This window comes from Roseateles sp., from assembly GCF_039595595.1.
Classification (GTDB): Bacteria; Pseudomonadota; Gammaproteobacteria; order Burkholderiales; family Burkholderiaceae_C; genus Roseateles.
Map to the genome: position 1 here is coordinate 60,404 of NZ_JBCNLG010000019.1, position 16,589 is coordinate 76,992.

At 70.0% G+C, this 16,589-nt stretch carries 12 protein-coding genes and 1 riboswitch; of the genes, 6 read left to right on the forward strand and 6 right to left on the reverse strand.

What is annotated here, in order from left to right:
• Positions 1–17 precede the first annotated feature (17 nt).
• Both ABDW61_RS19690 and ABDW61_RS19695 read left to right on the forward strand, forming a co-directional pair.
• Positions 18–2,078 carry an alkaline phosphatase gene (locus ABDW61_RS19690; RefSeq protein WP_343641106.1) on the forward strand — a complete coding sequence of 687 codons (2,061 nt, stop codon included), beginning with the start codon at positions 18–20 and terminating at the stop codon, positions 2,076–2,078.
• A gap of 157 nt (positions 2,079–2,235) precedes the next feature.
• Positions 2,236–3,552 carry a hypothetical protein gene (locus ABDW61_RS19695; RefSeq protein ID WP_343641108.1) on the forward strand — a complete coding sequence of 439 codons (1,317 nt, stop codon included), beginning with the start codon at positions 2,236–2,238 and terminating at the stop codon, positions 3,550–3,552.
• A 142-nt stretch (positions 3,553–3,694) separates the two neighbouring features.
• On the opposite strand, the gene ABDW61_RS19700 is transcribed toward ABDW61_RS19695, so the two are convergent.
• Genes ABDW61_RS19700 through thiC form a run of 5 tightly spaced genes read right to left on the reverse strand, consistent with a single transcriptional unit; the run spans position 3,695 to position 9,356 of the window.
• Positions 3,695–5,356 carry a bifunctional hydroxymethylpyrimidine kinase/phosphomethylpyrimidine kinase gene (locus ABDW61_RS19700; protein WP_343641110.1) on the reverse strand — a complete coding sequence of 554 codons (1,662 nt, stop codon included), beginning with the start codon at positions 5,354–5,356 and terminating at the stop codon, positions 3,695–3,697.
• The gene (locus ABDW61_RS19705) at positions 5,353–6,159 is read right to left on the reverse strand and encodes a thiazole synthase (protein ID WP_343641112.1); all 807 of its coding nucleotides are present in this window, start codon (positions 6,157–6,159) and stop codon (positions 5,353–5,355) included. The genes ABDW61_RS19700 and ABDW61_RS19705 overlap by 4 nt, the downstream gene beginning before the upstream one ends.
• Position 6,160: 1 nt before the next feature.
• Positions 6,161–6,379 carry a sulfur carrier protein ThiS gene (gene thiS / locus ABDW61_RS19710; RefSeq protein ID WP_343606205.1) on the reverse strand — a complete coding sequence of 73 codons (219 nt, stop codon included), beginning with the start codon at positions 6,377–6,379 and terminating at the stop codon, positions 6,161–6,163.
• Entirely contained in the window at positions 6,376–7,452 is a 1,077-nt protein-coding gene (locus ABDW61_RS19715) for an FAD-dependent oxidoreductase (protein WP_343641113.1), read from the reverse strand. Before ABDW61_RS19715 ends, thiS begins: the two co-directional genes overlap by 4 nt.
• 5 nt (positions 7,453–7,457) lie before the next feature.
• The gene (gene thiC / locus ABDW61_RS19720; RefSeq protein WP_343641115.1) at positions 7,458–9,356 is read right to left on the reverse strand and encodes a phosphomethylpyrimidine synthase ThiC; all 1,899 of its coding nucleotides are present in this window, start codon (positions 9,354–9,356) and stop codon (positions 7,458–7,460) included.
• Between the two features lie 148 nt (positions 9,357–9,504).
• Positions 9,505–9,650: riboswitch (TPP riboswitch) on the reverse strand.
• A 262-nt stretch (positions 9,651–9,912) separates the two neighbouring features.
• Between thiC and ABDW61_RS19725 the strand changes: the two genes are divergently transcribed.
• The 3 genes from ABDW61_RS19725 to ABDW61_RS19735 all read left to right on the forward strand — a co-directional run bounded on the left by ABDW61_RS19725 (position 9,913) and on the right by ABDW61_RS19735 (position 13,822).
• Complete coding sequence (locus tag ABDW61_RS19725; protein ID WP_343641117.1) at positions 9,913–10,737, forward strand: TonB family protein; 825 nt, start codon at positions 9,913–9,915, stop codon at positions 10,735–10,737.
• Between the two features lie 383 nt (positions 10,738–11,120).
• Positions 11,121–12,269 carry a hypothetical protein gene (locus tag ABDW61_RS19730; RefSeq protein ID WP_343641119.1) on the forward strand — a complete coding sequence of 383 codons (1,149 nt, stop codon included), beginning with the start codon at positions 11,121–11,123 and terminating at the stop codon, positions 12,267–12,269.
• A 179-nt stretch (positions 12,270–12,448) separates the two neighbouring features.
• Positions 12,449–13,822, forward strand: coding sequence for a hypothetical protein (locus ABDW61_RS19735; protein WP_343641120.1), 1,374 nt, complete (start codon positions 12,449–12,451; stop codon positions 13,820–13,822).
• Position 13,823: 1 nt separating this feature from the next.
• Here ABDW61_RS19735 and ABDW61_RS19740 read toward each other — a convergent pair whose 3' ends face one another.
• Positions 13,824–14,765, reverse strand: a complete 942-nt coding sequence (locus tag ABDW61_RS19740) for a LysR family transcriptional regulator (protein WP_343641121.1) — start codon at positions 14,763–14,765, stop codon at positions 13,824–13,826.
• A gap of 171 nt (positions 14,766–14,936) precedes the next feature.
• Here ABDW61_RS19740 and ABDW61_RS19745 point away from each other — a divergent pair, with 171 nt between their 5' ends.
• On the forward strand, positions 14,937–16,589 hold the full coding sequence (locus ABDW61_RS19745; RefSeq protein WP_343641123.1) for a hypothetical protein: 1,653 nt from the start codon (positions 14,937–14,939) through the stop codon (positions 16,587–16,589).

Genomic DNA, 16,589 nt, shown 5'->3' on the forward strand with positions numbered 1-16,589 from the left:
TCCACGAGACTTCCCCGATGAAGCACCTTCCTTCCTTGAACGCTGCCGCCTGCGCGCTGATGGCGCTGGCCGCCGCTGGCTCCGCGCTGGCCGCGCCGGCCGTGACGCGTCTGACACCGCCCAGCGAGCGCTTCTCCAGCGGCCGTCCCGAGCCGGTGATCGCGCGCTTCCTGCCCGGCCAGCGCTTCGACCTGCAGGCCACGATCAGGCCCGACGCCGGTCAACGCATCACCGCCGCGCGCTTCCTGGTCGACGGCAAGCCGGTGGACGCGACGGTCGCGATGCGCGACTGCGCGTCGGGCTGCGTCAAGGGCATCAGCGCCGAGACCGCGATCGCCACCGTGCGCGCGATGGGCCTGGAGAAGGCCGGCCGCCACGAGTTCAGCGTCGAGGCCACGCAGTCCGACGGCCAGAAGGTCAGCGCCACCGGCAACTTCGACGTGATCCCGTTCGCCGCCTCGATGGGCCCGAAGGTCAAGAACATCATCATCCTGCTGGGCGATGGCATGGGTGCGGCGCAGCGCACCGCCGCGCGCATCGTCAAGGGCGGCTATGCGCAGGGCAAGGTCATCCAGCCGCTGGCGATGGACACCTTCCCGGCCACGGGCCTGGTCAAGACCTCGTCGCTGAACTCGATCGTCACCGACTCCTCGCCAGGCATGACCTCCTACGTCTCCGGCAACAAGAACAACAACAATGAAGAGGGCGTGTTCCCCGATGACACCGTCGACGCCTTCGACAATCCCCGCATCGAATACCTGTCCGAGTACCTGCACCGCACGCAGGGCAAGGCGCTGGGCATCGTGACGACGGCCGATGTGTTCGACGCGACGCCGGCCGGCAACGCGGTCCACACCAGCAACCGCGGCGCGGGCACCGGCATCGTCGACCAGTTCTTCGATGACCGCTCGCGCACCGGCCTGACGGTGCTGCTGGGCGGCGGCCGCAAGTGGTTCCTGCCGGCGGGCACGCCCGGCTCCGAGCGCGCCGACGGCAACGACTACGCGTTCTCGCCGACCGACGCGCATACTGCGGAGATCGTCAAGCGCTGGGGCGCGGCACCGGGGGCGAAGGACAAGGACCGCGACCTGATCAAGGAGTTCCAGGCCGCGGGCTACCGCTACGCGCCGACGAAGACCGAGCTGGACGCGGCCACCGCTGGCGCGGGCGCGGACAAGTTGCTGGGCCTGTTCGCGTTCTCCAACATGAACGTGGCGCTGGACAAGATCGACGGCCGGCGCGGCGTGAAGCAGGGCCTGGCCGGCGGCAGCGTCGTGGACGACTACGGCTTCCCCGACCAGCCGATGCTCGACGAGATGGCCAAGGCCGCGATCGCGACGCTGAAGAAGCAGTCCAAGGGCTTCGTGCTGATGATCGAGGGCGCTTCGATCGACAAGCAGGCGCACAACATGGACAGCGAGCGCTGGATGCTCGACACGATCGAGTTCGACCGCGCGGTGCAGGTGGCGCAGGACTTCGCACGAGAGAACGGCGACACGCTGGTGATCGTGACGGCGGATCACGAGTGCTCGGGCGCGGCGCTGATCGGCGGCTCGATGCTGACGGACCAGGCGCTGCGGGACGCGGCGGCGAAGAAGGGCGCGGCCAACCTGCGCGACAAGGTCGTGGGCGTGTACGAGAAGGCGGGCTTCCCGCGCTATCGCATCGCCACGGACGGCTATCCGGAGGCGACCGACATCGACTACCGCCTGCTGGTGGGCTACGGCGCGAACGCGGACCGGTACGAGGACTGGCGCACCAACCAGACGCCGCTGCGGGACTCGCAGCAGCCGATGGTCAAGGGCGAGCCGCTGAAGTGGTATCCGGCGAACGCCGCCGAGCGTGACGACGCGCAAGGGGAGTTCCTCGTCACCGGTCAGGTGCCCGGCGAGCAGGCGGTGCATACGGCGACGGACGTTCCGCTGTCGGCGTTCGGTCCGGGCGCGCTGGCGTTCACCGGCGTGATGGACAACACCGATGTGTTCTTCAAGCTGGCGCAGGCGGCCGTGAAGGGCGCAACGGCGCCTGCCGATACCAGCGGCGCGAAGCGCCCGGCGAAGGCGGCCCAGACGCGCTGAAACGCCGACCAGAGCGGACGGACAGGGCGGTGCCAGCGCCGCCCCGGGGTTGTCCCGCGACGCACGCAAAAGCCGCCGTCATTGGCGGCTTTTTCATGGGTGGTCGAGTGCCCCCTGAAGACACTGATCGGGCTCCTCGTTTTCATCAGGAGCCCTCATGCGTTCCATCGTCCTATCCACCGTGCTCATGCTCGGTGGCGTCTGGTCCGGCGCCGCCGTCGCGACGTCGCCCCCCGTACAGCCGTCACCCGCCGAGGCGGAGCAGGCTTCCGCGAAGAAGGAGCCGACCGAGTGGCGGAGATGGTGGGGAGGCTGGGTGCGGCTCGAGGCCGAGGTCATGACGCCCTTTGGTCCGCGGCGTGATCTGAGTTGCCTCAGCCCGAACGGCACCGACTGCTATTGGAGCGGTGAAGTGACGGACCCGGAGGCCTTCCCTGAATCGACACTGAAGCCGCTCGTGTGCGGCACGGACCAAATGCAGGCTCTTTGGGGTGTCAACGGCTACAACGACGGCTTCTACGACCGTAACAAGGATGGCAAAAGCGACTATGGCGAGCTCCATTGGTGCCGCTCGGCCTATGCGACGAAGTTCCTCCGTCCCGAGGAGTGGACCGATTACTCGATGCTCGGCGCCAGGCACTGGCTGGCGGAGACGCCGGCCGGCGACCTGATGTGCCATTCGACGGACGGCCTGACCTGCACGCCGGTCGCCGAAGGGGACACCGTTCCGCCCCCGGCCGAGGAGATCCATCCGGTCGTCTGTGGCGCGCATCACCGCTGGATGCATGGGCACGACGGCTACAGCACGCCGGGCCACTGGTGCCAGATGCCCAAGATCGACACCCATCACCCCAAGCTGAAGGTCACCGACCACTGGAGGGAAGACAAGACCGTCGGGTGGATGGCCGCGATCGAGCCCGCCTTCGTCGCGCGCGTCAAGGTGCCGGCCGGCCGGACGCTGACGTTGCGGGCGCATGGGCTGTTCGAGAACGCGAGCGCCGTCGGGCTGCCGCCTGTGAAGGAGAAGAAGTTCTTCGGCCTCGAATTCGGTCAGCAGCTGCGCTTTCATCTGGGAGACCGGTCTGAACACTTCGTTCCGCGAGCGTCGTGGACGCAACCGCTGCCTCACGATGGCGCCGTCATCGTGGGCACGCTGGTGACGTCGCGCAAGAACGCCTGCTTCTTCGGCGCAAGGGTGGGCGGCGAAGGGAAGGGCCTGTTCAATGCACCCGAGGCCTTGATCGGCAATTCCCTGGCGATTCGGGACGAGCATCATCGCCCGGTCCTCTTCGAGGCCAGCGCCGAGCCCATGCGCCCGGGCGAGCGCAATACGCTGTTCGATTGGCGCGCTGATGCCGGCCCCGAGTTCGAGATCGAGGAGGTACTCATGCTGTACGCCCGACCCGTGCCGCAGGAGCACGACCTCAAGAAGAGGCGTTTTATCTCCTACTCGAACGGCTGCGACGAGAAATAAGCGCTGGGTCTATTACCTGAACGACTGCGGTCAGCAGGCTTGACGGGCGCCCGCGGCAGGCGGGCGCAGTCCTTGAATCAGTTCAACAGCGCCGCCAGCCGGGCCAGCGGGAGCCTGTGGCCGCGAGTCGGTGCAACCGTCGTCAGCGCAAGCGGCCGTTCGCCACCATCTCCTCCGCCGCGCGCACCAGGCACATCGCGGACGCGCCCGCGGCCAGGCCGGCGCGCCATTGCCGGTCCTCGAGCACGCCGCCGATGCCCACCACCGGCGTGCCCGCCATCCGTGACCACCAGCGCAGTTGCGCCAGCCCTTGCGGCAGCCACGGCATGTCCTTCGTCGTCGTGGACCACAGCGGGCCGCAGGCGATGTAGTCCGGTGCCACGCCCCGCGCCCGGCACAGCTCCCACAGGCTGTGGCTCGACAGGCCCAGCCGCACACCGTGCCGCGCGCGCCGCTGCTGCAGCTCGTCACGGGCGGCGGTGTCCAGCGCCGCCCAGTCCTCCTGCCCGAGATGCAGCGCCCGCGCGCCCTCCTCGAGCGCCAATCGCCAGTGATCGTTGATCCACAGCGTCGACGAGCGCCCCGCCATGTCCCGCACCGCCGCGCGGATCGCGGCGCGCAGTGCGTCCTCGTCGACGCCCGGCCCGCGCTTGATCCGCAGCTGCAGATGCTCGAACTGGCCGCTGACCGCGATCGCCGCGATGCGCTCGGGCCGCTCGGTGATCGCGTACAGCCCCGTCGGGAAGGGCGCCGCGCGCCGCGCCGACGGCCAGAGCATCTCGCGCCAGCGCGTCAGCGTCGCGCGGTCGGGCGCGGTCTCGTCGTCGAAGCCCATCACGGGCATCGCGCGCGGGTCCTCGATGAAGCGGCGATCCGGGCGCAGCGGTCCCGGCCCCGCGCCGGCCGCGTGTCCATCGCGCAGCGCCGACCACGTCAGCATCTTCGCCAGGATCACGGCGTCCGGGAGCGCGAAGCCGCGCGCCATCGCGGCCGCCGCCGCGGTCGCGAAAGTGCAGCCGCTGCCGTGGTGATGCGCTGGCGCGCCGTCGCGGCCGGACAGCCGCGGCAGTGCGATCCAGCCCGTCGCCAGCGGGCTGTCGAGCCAGTCCAGCGACAGGCCGTCCGCCAGCGCCGCGTCGTCGCCGCCCGTGACCACCACGGCTTGCGCGCCCCGGCCGCGCAGCATCGCGGCGAGTTCCGGCACCGGCAAATGGCCGGCCGGCACGCCGAGCAGCCGTTCGGCCTCGCGCCGGTTCGGCGTGATCAGCGCGGCCTGCGGCATCAGCTGATGCCGGTAGGCGCTCAGCAGCGAGTCGTCGCAGAACGCCGCGCCACCGGCGCTCGCGCCCAGCACCGGATCGACCACCAGCAGGGCGTCGCCACGCTGCGCGAGCAGCGCATCGACCGTGGCCGCACTCGCCAGCAGTCCGGTCTTCACGACGCGCGGTGGCAGATCCTGGCGCAGCGCGCTGAGCTGGGCGCGCACCTGGTTCGCCGGCAAGGGGAACACCGCGTTCACGCCCCGCGAGTGCTGCGCCGTGACCGCCGCCACCACGGGACACAGGTGCACGCCCATCGCCGCGGCCGCGCGCGTGTCGGCGCTCAGGCCCGCGCCGCCGCCGCTGTCGGTGCCCGCGACGCTCCAGATCACCGGCGGCTCAGGATCGTCGGTCCAGGGCCGCAGCGCCAAGAGATCCGGATCGACCGCCTCCGCCCACCGCGAGGGCAGACTCGGATGCGGCACCAGGGGCGAGGGCAGGGCGCTGGCCGCCGGCGATTCCCGGCGATTCTCCCGCTCGCTCATGCGTCCCCCAGCAGAAAGGCGTGACCGCTGACCGGCGTGCTCGGGACGGCGAACGACTGCGGCGCCATCAGGCCGGCGCGGAAGGCTCGCCGTCCTGCGCCCACCGCGTCGCGGAACGCGCCCGCCATTGCGACGGGGTCGCCGGCCTGCGCGACCGCGCTGTTCAGCAGCACGGCGTCGAACCCCAGCTCCATCGCCCGCGCCGCCTGTGACGGCGCGCCCAGTCCGGCGTCGATGACCAGCACCGTGCCGGGCAGGCGCTCGCGCAGCGTGCACAGGCCGTGCAGGTTCAGCAGACCCTGGCCGGAGCCGATCGGCGCGCCCCAGGGCATCAGCAGCGGGCAGCCGGCGTCGAGCAGCCGGCGGCCCAGGATCAGGTCCTCGGTGCAGTACGGGAAGACGATGAAGCCCTCGCGCGTCAACTCGGTCGCGGCGGCGACGAGCTCGAAGGGATCGGGCTGCAGCGTGTGCTCGTCGCCGATCACCTCCAGCTTGATCCACGCCGTGCCGTAGAGCTCGCGCGCCATGTGGGCGAGCTGCACCGCCTCGCGCGCGCTGCGGCAGCCCGCCGTGTTGGGCAGCAGCCGCGCGCCCTGTTCGCGCCCGGCGGCCAGCGCCTGCGCGAGCGCGCCGTTGTCGCCCGCCTGCAGCGTGCGCTTGAGGCCGACCGTCAGCACCTGCGACGAGGACGTGCGGATCGCCTCGCACAGCACCGCCGGGCTCGGATAGCCGGCCGTGCCCAGGAAGAAGCGGCTGTCGAGCGCCACGCCGTCGATCAGCAGCGGATCGGATCCGTTGGTCATCTCAGCCTCCGACGATCGGTTGGAAGAACAGCACGACGTCGCCGTCGCGGAGCGCCGTCGCGGGACGCGCGTCGCGCGGCACGAAGCGGCCATTGAGCGCCGTTGCGACTGCGGCGGGCTCGCGCCGTTCGAGTTCCAGCAGTTGCGCGAGCGTGGCGCCGGCGGGCAGCGCCACGGCGCGGTCGTCGAGCCGCACGGTGATCGAGGGCAGGGCGGTCATGGGAAAGTCTCCAGGGAATCGGTGGCTGGAATGCGCTCGCCGATGAGCGCGCCGAGCGTGGCCAGGCCGGCCTCGCCGAGCAGCCGCTCGACCAGCGCGGGCGCCAGCAGCCAGCCGTGGCGGTACAGGCCGTTGAGCCGCAGCAGGCCGGGCTCGTGATGGGTGAAGGGCAGGTTGTCCGGCAGCGCCGGGCGCAGATGGCGATCCAGCCGCACGATGCGTGCCTCGGACAGCGCCGGCAGCACGCTCTGTGCCGCGGCCATCAGTTCGACCGCGGAGCGCAGCGACATGGGGCTGCGGTCCTCGCTCTCGATCTCGCTGGCGCCGACGACGAGCTCCTCGCCGGAGCGGGGGACCAGATAGACGCGATGGCGCGGATGCAGCAGCCGCGCGGGATGCCTCAGGCCATGGCCCGGCAGCGACAGCGTGACGATCTCGCCCCGCACGCCGCGCAGCGCCAATGGCGGCCGCGCGCCCAGTCCGCGCGCATCGATCGCCCAGTCGCCGCGCCAATGCCCGCCATCGGCGAAATGGAGCTCGCCCGGCAGCACCTGGTCGACGGGCCGCGCCCAGTGCCAGCGCGCCTGGGCTGCGCCCGCCTGCAACGCGGTCATCGCGGCGGGCGGCGAGATCAGGCCCTCGCGCGGCAGCAGCCAGCCGCGCAGGCCTGGCGCGAGCATCGGCTCCCGCGCGCGCAGCGCCTCGGCATCGAGGGGCTCCGCGCCCGGCATGCGCATCAGCGCGCGCTGCGCGGCGCCCAGATCCGCGCGATGCGCCAGCAACAGGCTGCCGTTCGCCTGCAGCGGCACGGGCAGCGGCAGCGCCGCCACGATGCCGGGCCACAGCGCCAGCGAACGCCATCCCAGCGCGGCGATCGCGGCGCCGCCCTGCTCCTGCTCGGCGAGCGGGCTCAGCATGCCGGCCGCGCTGAACGCGGCGGCCCCCTGCGCGTCGAAGGCGGGCGCCGGACCGGGCGACGCGTCGAAGACCTCGACGCGATGCCCGGCGCGCGCGAGCGCCCACGCGAGCAGCCGCCCGGCGAGCCCCGCCCCGGCGATGGCGATCGCGGCCATCGCGCTCAGTCCTGGCGGATCGGGATGTAGAGCTCGGCGCCGCCGGCGCGGAACTCCGCGCTCTTCTCGCGCATGCCGTCCTCCAGCTGCGCGCTGTACTCGCGCACGTCCTGCGTGATCTTCATCGAGCAGAACTTGGGCCCGCACATCGAGCAGAAGTGCGCCACCTTCGCGCTGTCCTTGGGCAGGGTCTCGTCATGGAACTCGCGCGCCGTCTCCGGATCCAGGCCCAGGTTGAACTGGTCCTCCCAGCGGAACTCGAAGCGCGCCTTGGACAGCGCGTCGTCGCGGGCGCGCGCCGCCGGATGGCCCTTGGCGATGTCGGCCGCGTGCGCCGCGATCTTGTAGGCCATCAGGCCCTGCTTGACGTCGTCGCGGTCGGGCAGGCCCAGGTGCTCCTTGGGCGTCACGTAGCACAGCATCGCGCAGCCGAACCAGCCGATCATCGCAGCGCCGATGCCGCTGGTGATGTGGTCGTAGCCGGGCGCGATGTCCGTCGTCAGCGGGCCCAGCGTGTAGAAGGGCGCCTCGTCGCAGTGCTTGAGCTGCTCGGTCATGTTGGCCTGGATCATGTGCATCGGCACATGGCCCGGGCCTTCGATCATGGTCTGCACGTCGTGCTTCCATGCGATCTTCGTCAGCTCGCCCAGGGTGCGCAGTTCGGCGAACTGGGCCTCGTCATTGGCGTCGGCCAGCGAGCCCGGCCGCAGGCCGTCGCCCAGCGAGAAGCTGACGTCGTAGGCCTTCATGATGTCGCAGATCTCTTCGAAGTGCGTGTAGAGGAAGTTCTCGCGGTGGTGCGCGATGCACCACTTCGCCAGGATCGAGCCGCCGCGCGACACGATGCCGGTGCGGCGCCTGACCGTCATCGGCACGAAGGGCAGCCGCACGCCGGCGTGGATGGTGAAGTAGTCGACGCCTTGCTCGGCCTGCTCGATCAGCGTGTCGCGGAAAAGCTCCCAGGTGAGGTCCTCGGCCACGCCGCCGACCTTCTCCAGCGCCTGGTAGATCGGCACGGTGCCGATGGGAACGGGGCTGTTGCGCAGGATCCAGTCGCGGGTCGTGTGGATGTTGCGGCCCGTGGAGAGGTCCATCACCGTGTCGGCGCCCCAGCGCGTGGCCCACACCAGCTTCTCGACCTCTTCCTCGATGCCCGAACTCACCGCCGAGTTGCCGATGTTGGCGTTGACCTTGACCAGGAAGTTGCGGCCGATCGCCATCGGCTCGAGTTCCGGATGGTTGATGTTGGCCGGAATGATCGCGCGGCCGCGAGCGACCTCGTCGCGGACGAACTCCGGCGTGATGACCGCCGGAATCGCGGCGCCCAGGCCGTCGCCGCGCAGGCGCTGCTCGCGCTCGGCGTCGGCCTGGTACTCGGCCATCCACTGGCGGCGGCCGTTCTCGCGGATGGCGACGTACTCCATCTCAGCCGTCACGATGCCGCGGCGCGCGTAGTGCATCTGCGTGACGTTGGCGCCGGCCTTCGCGCGCCGCGGCGTGCGGTTCAGGGCCGCGGTCTGCGCGCGCAGCGCCTGCTGCTGCGCGGCCTCGCGCAGACCGTCGTCGTAGAGCTGGATCGGGCGGCCGGTGTAGGCCTCGGTGTCGCCGCGGGTTTCGATCCAGGCGGCGCGCGTGGCCGGCAGGCCGCGGCGCACGTCGGTGGTCACCGCCGGGTCGGTGTAGGGGCCCGAGGTGTCGTAGACGGCGATGCGCTCGCCGTTGGTCAGCGCGATCTCGCGCAGCGGCACGCGCAGCCGCGGATGCAGGGTGCCGGCCTCGTGCGTCTTGGTCGACGCCGGCAGCGGCGCGCGGCTGGCGGCCAGGCGTTCATGGAAGTCGGCGGCCGCATCGGGGCGCTTGTCAGCGCGGGCCTCGGGGAGGGAACTCGGGGTCAGGTCAAGCATCGGTGTCTCCGGTTGGGCGCCGGAGGCTGGACCGAGGCGGTCGCAAGGCGTGAGGAACGGGGCCCCTCGCGAGGGGGCGCACCGGGTGGCCCGAGGGCCGCCGAGCGTCGGCGCGGCGCCAGGATGCGCGAGATTCGCCGAGGGTGCGCCACGAAGGGCGGGCTCTTCTTACGCCGGTACGAACCGGATCAAGTTCAGCGGGTCCATGGCTTCATCGCCATGTCTCAGCCCGTGCCGGCCGATGCGCGCGTCGCCGCATGCATCGCCTGGCCCAGGGCTCCCCGGAGCAGGCGCGCAGTATAGGTCCGGCCGCGGGCGGGGCTCTGGCGTTCGTGAATTCGTCGACGCGCCGGGGCCCGCGGGTCACCGTTACACCGTTCTTGCGGGCAAACCCCGAGTCCCTGTCCCGCATACGACTTCTTACACTGCGGCGCTCATGCTGGGCGTGACAACACCAGCAGCCACAAGAGCGACGAGAGCCCAAGAGAGCCACACGAGGCAGACAAGACCGGCGTCCCCAGGACGAGAGCAGCAGCGCAATCGAGAGGGTGGAGTGATGAGCAGCCGAAGTTTCCTGAGCGTGCGGCGTGGCGGCCTGGCGCTGTGCCAGGTCTTGAGCTTGTCCCTGGCCGCGATGGCCGCGCAGGCGCAGACCGCGCCGGCGGCTCCCGCCGCGGCGGCCGATCCCAAGGCTCAGCTCAGCGATGTCGAGCGCGCCAAGCGCGATGCCGACAAGGTCTTCCAGTGGATCAAGTTCCACGCCGAGAAGGGCGAGAAGAAGGCCTCCGACAGGCCGCACGAAGCCAAGGCCGAGGCGGTGAAGACGGTGGCCAAGCCGGCGCCGGCCGCCGCCGCGCCGGCGATGATCCCGGCCCGCCGCCAGGAGTCCGATCCGGCCGCCGAGCGCCCGCTCGCGGCGCGCGGCGATGCCGGTGCCGCGATGCAGACGGTGGCCGCCACGGCGCCGTCGCCGGCCCCCATGGCGCAGACCGTCGCGCCCGCCGCGCCCGCGCCGCAGCCACTGTCCGAGGCGCCATCGCCGCAGGTGGTGGCGATCGCCGCGCCGTCGACCTCGGCGCCCGCGGGCAAGGGCACGCCGCCCGAGCCGGAGACGGCCGAGCCCGACGAGCCGGTGCCGCTGAAGCTGGTGCGCCGTGTCGATCCCGAATACCCGCGCGGACTGCTGTCCATGCAGCGCCAGGGATCGGTGATGGTGCAGTTCATCGTCCGTCCGGACGGCACGGTGGACGCGGCGCAGGCGGTGCGCTCGCCGGATCGCAAGCTGAGCGCGGCGGCACTCAATGCCGTCAAGCAGTGGCGCTTCGAGCCCATTCCGGCGCCGCGCCAGGTGAGCGTGGAGATCGGGTTCCAGGTCGAGTAGCAGCCGGTTGCGCGGCGAACCCCTGAGCACCTTGCGGCGCACAAACGCCGCTTGTTGATGCTCATGCAAAGGGTTCTCCGTGTATTCACAGTTCGCATTTCCCTCGTCCCCAGCGAGTCCTGCGGAGCAGCCGTTCGAGGACCGCCTCGCCATGGCACGGTCGTCACCGGTCTGCTATGACTCCCGCATGTCGACGGACGATTTCATCCGGTCGCCCGAGTTCCAGACAGCGGTGCAGCAGACGCTCATTGGCGTGCAATGGCTTGAGTCGCTGGCGCAGAAGAACGCCCGCTGGGATGCGCTCAAGGCAACCGTGCTCATGTATGTCGAGAGCTACACGGGAAATACTTCGGCCCAGTCCGCGGCCCAGTGCCGGTTCTTGGGTGCAACTGATCGGCTTGCTTCCGTCCCCGGCCAACGGCACGTTGCAGCAAAGGCTGCAGGCGTGGAGCGAGAGCTTCTCGACACCTCCTGCGGAGCTTCGCGCGCACGATGCGGAGATGCTCGAGGCTGGCCCCCTTGTCCTGGCGGCACTGTGCAAGGAACTGGGCGAGATGAAGCCCGCCGACCGCCAGAAGGCTTTCACTCTCCTCGAGAGCCGCGTGCCGGCTCAGGTGGATCGGCGACGAGGGGTCTGCCCGCTTGCCAGAGCCCTGATCGAGGTGGAGAGCCTGCGGGCGGGCGAGGACAACCCTCATCTGAAGGAGCGCCGCGCGCGGTTTGACGAGTGGGCCCGGCCTCAGCTGCTGATGAGGCGCATCACGGCGCGTGAATGTGAGGAGGCGATGTTCAACGTGGGCCTGGAGGACTGGGACATGGACTACGACGGCCTCCATCAGGTGATGGACTTCATCCGCAACAACGCGACCTTGCGCGTCTGTCTGACGGGTTGCGCAGCTCCGGACGACAAGCACCCGCTCTCGGACGCGGGCAAGGCGGATCTGCACGCCGCGCTGGTTCGGTTGCAGCGTTGCTGTGACGATCTGATGGTGACGGACGCCACGTTGCGTGCATTCGCGGAGAACTGGCTGCCGAAAACGGCATCGGGCGGGCAGGACGACCTGGCCGGGAATCTGCAGACATTCGGCGCCGATGCATTGAAGCGCGTCGCGAGCCGGCTTGAGCGCCCGGGAGACCGGGCCTTGCGCGAGCGGAACAGGGAAACCCTGGGGCGCTTGCTGCGCGACCTGGCCAAGGCTGCGGACCCTGCGGCGACGCTGCTCGAGTACGCACGCTATGAGGTGCCGCACGATGCGCAATCGACGCTCGAGGTGACCGACGCCAGACGCCGGAAGGGCATCGAGGACGCGGTCAAGGCGTCCGCGGCGGCGCTGCTTCAGGGGACGTCCAGGGTGGAGTCGGAGGCGGCGGTGGCACGGGCTTGCCGCCGCCTGCAGCAACTGCTCGGCGTCCGGGCCGCCGCGGGCGAGGAGGACCTGGAAGCGGACATCGGTGGCCTGTACGACACCTCCGCCATCTCGCTGTTCGCGTTGAATGACCGGCTGCGCGAGGCGGCGTACCCGCCGGCCTGAGAACCCATTCCCGCGCCGCGCGAGCGAGCCCGGATTCCGGGACGGTTGGCGGACGGTGGCGAGTGACGGAACCCGCTTCCTGAGGAGTGAACTGAAGGGATTTCCGCTTTCCGGAGATCCCGATGCTGCCTTCAAGCCCAGCGCGCCCGCACTCGCCCGACACAGGGTTCGAGCTTCCTGTGAACGTTTTGGCCGCGCGTGCGGCGGAAATGCCTTTGCCACAGCGCATGGACGGTGATCTGCAGACGGACGTTCGTGTCTGCTTTACCGGGCGCGGGCGCAAGGGGCCGGGGGCCTCGACCGACAGGGAGACGTTCGACCAGTTCATGGCCGATCGAGGCTCGGAGGCGGTGAGAGAGACCGCGCGCAAGCTCGCCGCGCTTGATGCGGCGGCGTGCTTGCCGCAACTCGACGCCAATCTGGTGGCGCGGGCCTTGCGCGGTCCGTTGAACGTGGTCAGCTTGCTGCAGGCTGGCAAGCGAGGCAGCCTGGAAGACGAGATCCACGTGCTGGGCCTGGGGCAGTGCCTGCTTGACCGATTGCTGTCGCAGTTGAGCCATCGGACCTGCGATGCCGCCGTGACCCGGACCGTCATGACGCAGCTGTTTCAACAGCTGGCGGGGAGCGCCGAAGGCCACCCGCCCGCCGTTGGCGCGGCCTTCGTGACGGCGCTTGCCGAGGCTTTGAACCTCCTGGCCGAGTGTCTGGCGGGTTCCGACCCGCTGTGCCAGGCGTTCATCGCCACGCGCCAGCGGCTCGCGGAGGCTGCCCTGGTGGAGGACACCGCCTCCTGGGCTGACGACGAACCGCGGCCCCACCAACGCTCCCGGCAGCTCTCGGCCATCCGTTCGCAGATGCGGGAACTGCTCGCGCTGCCTGAGGTGGCTGGTCCCGGCCCCGCGTCGCGGGTCGACGCGGAAACGGTCACCAGGACGATCTTCAGCGCCATGCCCCATTGGCGCGATGGCGCCGTGGTGGCTCGTCTCGCCAGGGATCAGGTCCGGGCGGTGGTTGCGGAGGTCGAGGCAAGCACGGGTTCGCGCTGGGAGGAGCTTTCCTTGGACAGCGCGCAGCTGGCGATCGCGTCCCTGTCCAGCAGCGCGGGTCCGCGGCAATGGCCATGGGTGCTGCCGCTGTGGATCTTCTGCTTGTGGACGGCTCGTGTTGGCGGGGAGGGGATCTTGCATCGCGATCACAACCCGATGGGTCTTTTGTTCCTGGAGGAATTGCGCCGGAAAGGACTGTCCTTCAGCGAATGCGCCGCACCAGTCACGATCAAGAACCTCCCGGATGGCCGGCACCTGGGTCTGCCGGGTGGGCCGATCCGGCTTTGGCAGGCGCAAGGCGCGTTGTGTGCGATGGATGTGCTGACAGAGGGGGGGCGATTGGCCTTGCCCGTTGATCCGTGGATCGTCAATCAATACGCGGCGGGGGAAGCCCCTCGTGCGTCAGACCGGCTCAAGCAGGTGGTGATCGAGGCGATCGACACGGTGACGCCCGGGCGCAGCCGAGAGCTGGACACGTTCTGGCGGCCGGTCTCGCCGCAGTCCTGAATCACATTCCGTACATCGCCGCCTGATCGAAGGGCCCGAGTTCCTCCGCCATCGCGTCGAGGAACAGCCGCGTGCGAAGCGGCATCAGGCGGCGCTGCGGGAACACCGCCCAGCAGGTCGAGGGCTCCGCGCACCAGGCCGGCAGCACGCGCACCAGCTCGCCGCTGTCGACGAAGCGCTGGGCGTACTGGTTGCCGACCCAGGTGATGCCCAGACCCGCGCGCGCCATGTGCAGCAGCATGTCCGGCGCGTTGACCAGCGTGCGGCGCTCCGGGACGCCGGTCCACTCGTGGCGCTGATCCGCCTGCCCGTCCACGATGCCGAACAGCCGCCACGGCAGCGCCTCCCCGGCGCGACTCAGGATCATCAGGCCATGCATGCTGAGCAGCCCCTCCGGCAACTGCGGCTCGCCGTGCCGGGCCAGGTAGTCGGGCGATGCATACAGGCCGCTGCTGAACATCGCCAGCCGCCGCGCCGCGAGCTGGCTGTCCGGTGGGAGCTGGCCCATGCGCACCGCGATGTCGAAACCCTCCGCGATCAGGTCGACGCGGCGCGGCGAGAGGTCCAGCTCCAACTGGACCTCGGGGTAGTCGCCGACGAAGCGGCTCAGCATCGGCGTCAGCATCTGGTGCGCGAAGTCGGCCGCCATCGACACCCGCAGCCGGCCCGTGGGGCGCTGCTGCCGGTGCAGCGCCAGCGCCAGCGCGCCGTCCACCTCCCCGGCCAGCACGCGCGCGTGCTCCAGCACGCCCTGGCCGAAGTCGGTCAGCGTCAGCCGGCGCGTGCTGCGCTGGAGCAGCTTCTCACCGAGGCGCTCCTCCAGCGCCGCGATCCGGCGCGACACCGTCGACTTCGGCAACTGCAGCCGCTCGGCGGCGCGGCTGAAGCTGCCGCTCTCGATCACGCGGGCAAAGACCAGCAGGTCGTCGGCATCGAGGCTCATCGGCATCGGTCCTGATTGTTCGTTGAATGGGGTGAATATTAGCGACGGACCCAAAGATTGATGCTGATCCGGGAACAACGAAGCAGGGAGCCGGACTGAAGCGCCCTTCGCGCCGGGTCCCGACGCTCCGGGATCTGGTTTCGCCTGTCCTGTTCCGTACCGGAGAGTCGCTTGTTCAGCATCCCCAGTTTTCCCCCCTCGGTCATCGACGGCCACACCGCATCCGCCCGCCTCGACAACGCAAGGGCGACGCAGAGCGCGCACCACGCGGCGCGGCACGCGCCCAGCTGCGCCCCATTGGTCGGCATCGGGCCGGTCGGCGCGATCCTGACGCGCATTGAGCCGCAGCGCCTGAAGACGCTCCAGCAGCGGGTCGCAGACCACCTGGGCTGCTTGATCCCGTACGTCCCCGAGACCGCCCCCCACTTGCGCGAGTGCCTTGAGGAATGGCGCCATCGGTATGAGAGCAAGGTCGAACCTGGCGCCCTGAACGAGCACGATGCGCTGATGCTCGACGGCGGCCGTCGCATCCTGAAGCGGCTTCTCGACGGCCTGGGCCAGCTCGAGCCCCCTGAACGCGCCGCGCTTCTCAACGGCTACGAGGCACGGTTCCGATGCGACGCCAACGCCAGATCCAACTTCAAATTCAAATCTCGAGCCGTGGGATCGACCCATGGCGTCGTCCTGACGCTCGCCCATCTGATGGTCGACACGGAAAGTACCGCCCTGTCGCGGGCGCAGGGAAACCCCCTGTGGAACGAGCGTGTCGCCCGTCTCTCGCCATGGATCGGGCCGCTCAGTGCCATTCCCACCAGGGCCGTCCAGACAAGGCTGAACGACCTGGGCCTGGGGGACCCGAAGTCGCCAACGGATCTGCGAGATCCCCGCTCGATCAAGTTCGATCCGAAGGACGCGATCCACATGAACGCGCACTGGAAGATCTGCCTCAGGGACGATGCCGACCCTGTGCCGGATCCCGAGGACGAGCCGCTGCTGACGCACCTCGGCAACGCGGAATTTGCCTTGGCGCTGGACCGGTTGCTGGCGTCCTGCCACAGCCTCGGCGTGGTCGAACCACGGCCCCTGAATGACTTCGCAAACCAATGGCTGGGCAGCTTGCCCACGGGCGAAACGGACGATCCGGTGGTCCGCTTGCAGACCTTCGGCGTGGTGGCCATGCGGGACGTCGCCAAGCGCCTCGGCAGGCTGGAAACCGACAGCCTTGGCCGCATCGGGGACAAGCGCGCCTTGCTGGCCCAGTTCCTCGATGAACTGGTCCTGAGCAACGATCCCGCGGCCACGCTCTGCCATTTCGTCCGCTACCGGGTGCCGACCGATCCGCGATTGGCGTGCGAGGAGCATTTCGATGCGGTGCGCCGTGCCGCCATCGACAGCGGGATCCGGAAGTCCGCGTCGCTGCCCCCCAGGTTCGTGGCCTCGCCGGAGATCAACCTGCGGATCCGCAAGCAGGGCGGCCATCTGCAGCAGCTCCTGGGCGTCCGAGCCGCGCCCGACGACCCGCCGCCAGAAGACTGTGGGCTGTTCGACGCCTCCAGCGCGTCGCTGGCCTGGTTGAGCAACCGGATCTGCACCGCCGTGAACTGGCGAGCCAGGACGCTCAACGCCCAGAGCCTGGCAGCGATGGAGGCGAAGGCCCGGCCCCTTCCCGCCCGCCCGGCACCCACGGCGTCATCGCTGGACTGTTCCATGGGAGGAACAAACTTATCCGATGCGACGTCTTCCGGTGCTCTCAAGCGATCAATACAGTCATCTCCATCCCATCACACCTTGGCTCCCAAAGCCAGACAAGCCCGGAGAAACTGA

Coding starts and splice junctions, on each gene's coding strand:
- ABDW61_RS19725 (WP_343641117.1), top strand. CDS start 9,913: ATGAGCAGCCGAAGTTTCCTGAGCGTGCGGCGTGGCGGCCTGGCGCTG.
- thiC (WP_343641115.1), bottom strand. CDS start 9,356: ATGCTTGACCTGACCCCGAGTTCCCTCCCCGAGGCCCGCGCTGACAAG.
- ABDW61_RS19715 (WP_343641113.1), bottom strand. CDS start 7,452: ATGGCCGCGATCGCCATCGCCGGGGCGGGGCTCGCCGGGCGGCTGCTC.
- thiS (WP_343606205.1), bottom strand. CDS start 6,379: ATGACCGCCCTGCCCTCGATCACCGTGCGGCTCGACGACCGCGCCGTG.
- ABDW61_RS19690 (WP_343641106.1), top strand. CDS start 18: ATGAAGCACCTTCCTTCCTTGAACGCTGCCGCCTGCGCGCTGATGGCG.
- ABDW61_RS19700 (WP_343641110.1), bottom strand. CDS start 5,356: ATGAGCGAGCGGGAGAATCGCCGGGAATCGCCGGCGGCCAGCGCCCTG.
- ABDW61_RS19705 (WP_343641112.1), bottom strand. CDS start 6,159: ATGACCAACGGATCCGATCCGCTGCTGATCGACGGCGTGGCGCTCGAC.
- ABDW61_RS19740 (WP_343641121.1), bottom strand. CDS start 14,765: ATGAGCCTCGATGCCGACGACCTGCTGGTCTTTGCCCGCGTGATCGAG.
- ABDW61_RS19695 (WP_343641108.1), top strand. CDS start 2,236: ATGCGTTCCATCGTCCTATCCACCGTGCTCATGCTCGGTGGCGTCTGG.